The organism is Pseudoduganella sp. RAF53_2 (genome assembly GCF_052113985.1).
Taxonomy (GTDB): Bacteria; Pseudomonadota; Gammaproteobacteria; order Burkholderiales; family Burkholderiaceae_D; genus Rugamonas.
In genome coordinates this window covers 1-5,406 of record NZ_JBFRDW010000414.1, presented here as the reverse complement: position 1 = coordinate 5,406, position 5,406 = coordinate 1, and the positions used below count along the sequence as shown (strand labels likewise).

Annotated in this window: 4 protein-coding genes; 1 reads left to right on the top strand and 3 read right to left on the bottom strand. The window is 63.2% G+C overall.

Annotation, left to right across the window (positions count from 1 at the left end; translation table 11 throughout):
• Positions 1–1,855, top strand: a 1,855-nt coding sequence (locus AB4Z11_RS21580) for a putative bifunctional diguanylate cyclase/phosphodiesterase (protein WP_442027576.1), incomplete at its 5' end; no start/stop codon positions are given.
• A 103-nt stretch (positions 1,856–1,958) separates the two neighbouring features.
• Here AB4Z11_RS21580 and AB4Z11_RS21575 read toward each other — a convergent pair.
• From AB4Z11_RS21575 to AB4Z11_RS21565, 3 genes are all read right to left on the bottom strand, one after another.
• Positions 1,959–3,155 carry a DesA family fatty acid desaturase gene (locus AB4Z11_RS21575; protein ID WP_442027575.1) on the bottom strand — a complete coding sequence of 399 codons (1,197 nt, stop codon included), beginning with the start codon at positions 3,153–3,155 and terminating at the stop codon, positions 1,959–1,961.
• Between the two features lie 85 nt (positions 3,156–3,240).
• Complete coding sequence (locus tag AB4Z11_RS21570; protein WP_442027574.1) at positions 3,241–4,551, bottom strand: mechanosensitive ion channel family protein; 1,311 nt, start codon at positions 4,549–4,551, stop codon at positions 3,241–3,243.
• A gap of 3 nt (positions 4,552–4,554) precedes the next feature.
• Positions 4,555–5,406: RsmB/NOP family class I SAM-dependent RNA methyltransferase (locus AB4Z11_RS21565; protein WP_442027572.1), on the bottom strand; the 852-nt coding region annotated here is incomplete at its 5' end.

Below are 5,406 nucleotides of genomic sequence, written 5' to 3'. Positions count from 1 at the left end.
GGTGGATGCAGGCTGGATTCGTCTGGCGCTGACCAGCGGCGGCGTATGGCTGGCTTTCTGGCTGGTTTGCGGCCTGGGTCTGTGGGCCGCGCAACGGCGCACCCGCGCCATCCATGAGTTGACGCGCGCCGCGGACCAGGAACGCGCCGAAGCCGCCGAGCGCGTCGAGCTGGCCCTGGATGGCGGTGATCTGGGGCTGTGGGACCTCGACGTCGCGCGCGACACGGTAATCGTCTGCGCCCGCGCCTCCGCCATGCTGGGCTACACGGCCGAGCAGCAGGAGCGCAAGCACCATGACTGGCTTAGCGAAGTGCATCCGGAGGATCTGGAGCATCTGACGCAGGAAATGGAGCGCCATGCGCGCGGCGAGATCCCCGCCTTTGAAGCGGAGTTCCGCCTGCGCCACCGCAACGGCAACTGGATCTGGCTGCAATCGCGCGGCAAGGCCGTGGCGCGCGACGCCAGCGGCAACGCGCTGCGCGTGCTGGGCACCCGCAGCAATATCACGGCGCGCAAGGAAGCGGAGGCGGAAATCGCCCACCTCGCCTTCTACGACGGCCTGACCAATCTGCCCAACCGCCGCCTGCTGCTCGATCGTCTCGGCCACGCCATCGCCAAGAGCGAACGCAATGGCGCGCATGGCGCCGTGCTGTTCGTGGACCTCGACAACTTCAAGGACCTCAACGATACGCTGGGCCACGATATGGGCGACCGCCTGCTGGAGATGGTGGCCTACCGCTTGCAGCAGGTCACGCGCGAATCGGACACCGTGGCGCGCCTGGGCGGCGACGAATTCGTGATCCTGCTGGAAGACCTGGGCACGGCGTTGGCAGAAGCGGCCAGCCATGCCGAAATGGTGGCCCACAAAGTCCTCAACACGCTGAAGCTGCCCTACACGCTGGACGGCAATGAACTGCGCAGCACGCCCAGCATCGGCGTGGTGATGTTTGGCGCGGGCCATCACCACACCATCAGCGACCTGCTGCGCCAGGCCGATATGGCGATGTATGAAGCCAAGGCGGCCGGCCGCGCCACCTTCCGCTTCTTCGACCCTTCGATGAAGGCGGCGCTGGACGAGAATGCATCGCTGGAAAGCGAGCTGCGGGTAGCGCTGGCGCGCGAGCAGTTCCGCCTGTACTACCAGCCCGTATTGAATGGCGACGGCACACCGGTCGGCGTGGAAGCACTGATCCGCTGGCAGCATCCCAAGCATGGCCTGGTGAGCCCCCTCACCTTCATCGAACTGGCCGAGAAGACGGGTCTGATCATCGATATCGGCGAATGGGTGCTGGAGACGGCCTGCCGCCAGCTTGCGGCCTGGCAGTGCGATCCGCGCAGCATCAGCCTGACGATGGCGGTCAACGTCAGCGCGCGCCAGCTGCGCCATCCGGACTTCGTGCAGCGCGTGCTGGACATCGTGGCGCGCACCGGCGCCGCGCCGCATCGCCTGAAACTGGAGCTGACCGAGAGCATGCTGCTGGCCGATGTGGAAGACATCATCACCAAGATGAGCGCCCTCAAGCAGCGCGGCATCGGCTTCTCGCTGGACGATTTCGGCACCGGCTACTCCTCGCTCAGCTACCTGCAACGGCTGCCGCTGGATCAGCTGAAGATCGACCAGAGCTTCGTGCGCGACATGCTCAATACGCACCATGCGGCCAGTATTGTCGAAGCGATCACCACGCTGGGGCGCAGCCTGTCGCTGGGGCTGGTGGCGGAAGGCGTGGAATCGCAGGCGCAGTGGCTGCGCCTGCGCGAGCTGGGCTGCCATTTGTACCAGGGCTATCTGTTCGATCCGCCCCTGCCGCTGGAAGTGTTCACGGCGCGCTACCTGCCCGAGCTGACCGCGGCCTGAAAAAGAAAACGGCCCGCGAAGGGGCCGTCCAGAAACGAAAACGGCCCCCGTGGGGACCGTTGGCCTGCGTAGGGCGGATCATCCGATCCGCCGCACCCGCGGCTTAAGCGTAGCTACGCAGACGCAGCGAGAAGTCCTGCAGCGCCTTGATGCCCGACGCCTCGGCGCGTTCGCACCAGTCCTGCAGCTTGTGCACCAGCTCTTCGCGCGAGAAGTGCGAGCGTTCCCAGATCACGCCCAGTTCCACGCGCATATTGTGCATGGTTTCCAGGGCCTTGGAATGCTGGAACAGTTCCACCAGCTGCTGCTTCTGCGGTGCCTGCAGCTTGGCCGGGTCCTGCTTCATCAGCTTGCGCGACGACTTCAGGAAACGCGATTCCAGCTCGGCCTGTTGCTTCAGATGTTCCAGTTCTTCCTTCCACGCGTGCTTGATGGACTTGGCGTACTTGGCCATCACATCGTAGCGGTTGGCGATCACGGACTGCAGCGTTTCCAGGTCGGCCTTGACCTTTTCCTTGTCGAACTTCGGCTTAGGCGGCACCTTCTTCACTTTGGCCAGGCCGATCATTTCCATGGCGCGGATATAGCCCCAGCCGATGTCGAACTCATACCACTTGGACGACAGCTTGGCGGAGGTCGCGAAAGTGTGGTGGTTGTTGTGCAGCTCTTCGCCGCCGATGATGATGCCCCAAGGGATGATGTTGGTCGCAGCGTCGGAGCAATCGTAATTGCGGTAGCCCCACCAGTGGCCGATACCGTTGATGATGCCGGCGGCGGTCACAGGAATCCACAGCATCTGCACGGCCCACACCGAGATGCCTTTGGCGCCGAACAGCATCACGTCCAGGATCAGCATCAGGGCCACGCCCTGCCAGCTGTACTTGGAATACAGATTGTGTTCGATCCAGTCGTCCGGCGTGCCATGGCCGTACTTCTCCATGGTTTCCTTGTTTTTCGATTCAGCGCGGTACAGCTCAGCGCCTTCCCAGAACACTTTCTTGATGCCTTTGGTCACAGGGCTGTGCGGATCTTCTTCGGTATCGCACTTGGCGTGGTGCTTGCGGTGAATGGCGGCCCACTCTTTGGTCACCTGGCCGGTGGTCAGCCACAGCCAGAAGCGGAAGAAGTGCGAAGGCAGCGGATGCAGATCCAGCGCGCGGTGCGCCTGGTGGCGGTGCAGGAAGATGGTGACACTGGCAATCGTGATGTGCGTGAGCACGAGCGTCACAATGACGGTCTGCCATGCGGACAGGCCGGTAATGCCATGAGTCAGAAAATCAAGAACTGCAGAAAAATCCATTACTGCTCCAAAGTGAGTGGGACAACAGGCGTCATTGTACGACCAATCGCCCCCGATTTGAGGAGGGATTGCCTCCCGTAACTGATTATTTTTGAGGCAGAGAGTCAGGCAGAGGGCCTAACAGCCTCACTTCCCGTTGCGGGAACGGTACAGAAATCCCGTTTTGTTTCAAGGACTTCCAGATTGCGCGATTGACATCGGAGGTGACGCCGCCCTTGCCGTTCTCCGGATCTTCGATCCAGAACACCACCGCCAGGTCGATGCCGTCGGCGCCGAAGTTCTGCAACTGGCCGGATGGCRCACGCTCTTTCGACACGCGCGGAATCGAGGCTGCCGCCTCTTCCAGCAGCTTGAGCACGACGTCGATGTCAGTGTCATAAGCCACCGATACCTTGGCCGACAGCGCCAGCCACTTGTTCGACAGCGAGGAATTCTGCACCGCGCCGGACACCAGCATCTCGTTCGGCACAATCGATTCCACACCGTCCAGGCTTTGCAGCACGGTGTAGCGGGTATTGATGTGGGTGACCTGGCCCGAATACTTGTCGACCGTGATCATGTCGCCAATCGACAGGCTGCGGTCCAGCAGGATGATGAAGCCGGACACGTAATTGCTGGCGATCTTCTGCAAGCCCAGGCCGAGGCCAACGCCCAGCGCGCCGCTGAACACCGACAGCACGGTGAGGTCGATGCCCACCAGCGACAGGCTGACCAGCACTGCCACCACGATCAGCAGTGCGCGCCCTACCCGCGCAAACACCACGCGCAGATTGGAATTCAGCGACTGCATGTTCATCAGGCGGTCGTCCAGCGCCGMACCGGCCCACATGGCCAGCATCAGCAGCACCACCACCGAGATCGCGCCTTGCAGGATGGCGGCAATCGAGACGTGGTGCTTGCCCAGCGGGAGGTAGGTATCGTCGAGGAAGGCGTAGATATCGTCCCAGATGCCGGTGATGTAGAGCACGAAGCCCAGCCACACCAGCAGCTGGAATACTTTTTCGAACACCAGGATCTTGGCGCCGACTTCACCGCCGCGCGCAAACACCTTGCGCAGCAGGTAGAAGGCAAAGCGGATCACCACCAGCGAGCCGAAGATCGGCAGCGCCAGTTTGATCAGATTGACATGGTGCCAGCGCGCCAGCACGGCTTTCGACACCACCAGCAGGCAGACGATGGCCAGCGGACCGACCACGCGGCTGAAGCTCTCCACGCCGAAGCGCGCCAGATTGGTCTGGTCCTCGCGCCGCGTGAACTGCTTGCGCAGCAGGCCGGCGAACGTCCAGCCGAAGAAGATCGACAGCGCAATCGCCGCCACTTGCCACAGAAGGCCTGGGTCGCGGATGTCGCCGACCAGGTCGTTGAAGAGGTTCGTCAGCGGGATCGGCTGGCGCATCGTTTATTCGTCCGCCTTCTTGGCCATTGGTTTGCGTTCGAAGACGGCGGCGAAGAAGCCGTCGGTCTGGTGCTTGTGCGGCAGCAGCTTCAGGTAATCGCCCATGTCCAGCTCGATCTTCTGCTCGGCCAGTACCTTATTCATCGGCACCAGTTCGAAGTCCGGATGGGTTTCCAGGAACTGCGCGGCCACCGCGTCGTTCTCTTCGTTCAGCAGCGAGCAGGTGGCGTAGACCAGGCGGCCGCCGTTTTTCACCAGGCGCGCGGCGCCGTCCAGAATGGAGATCTGCTYCTCGTGCATCTCGGTGATGGCTTCCGGCGGCTGACGCCATTTCACGTCCGGATTGCGGCGCAGCGTGCCCATGCCGGAGCAAGGCGCGTCCACCAGCACGCGGTCGATCTTGCCGGCCAGGCGCTTGATCTTGGCATCGCGCTCGTGCGCAATCGCCACCGGATGCACGTTCGACAAGCCGGAGCGCGCCAGGCGCGGCTTCAGCTTGGCCAGGCGCTTCTCGGATACGTCGAAGGCATACAAACGGCCGGTATTGCGCATCTGCGCGCCCAGCGCCAGCGTCTTGCCGCCGGCACCGGCGCAGAAATCCACCACCATCTCGCCGCGCTTGGCGCCGAGGATCTGGGCCAGCACCTGGCTGCCCTCGTCCTGCACTTCGATGGCGCCGCTCTTGAACAGCGGCAGGTTCTGCAGCGCAGGTTTCTTGTGCACGCGCACGCCCAGCGGCGCGAACGGGGTCGGGTCGGCAGCGATCGGCGCTTGCGCCAGTTCGGCGATCACGTCTTCGCGGCTGGCCTTCATGGCGTTGACGCGCAGGTCCAGCGGCGCCGGGGTGTTCAGGGC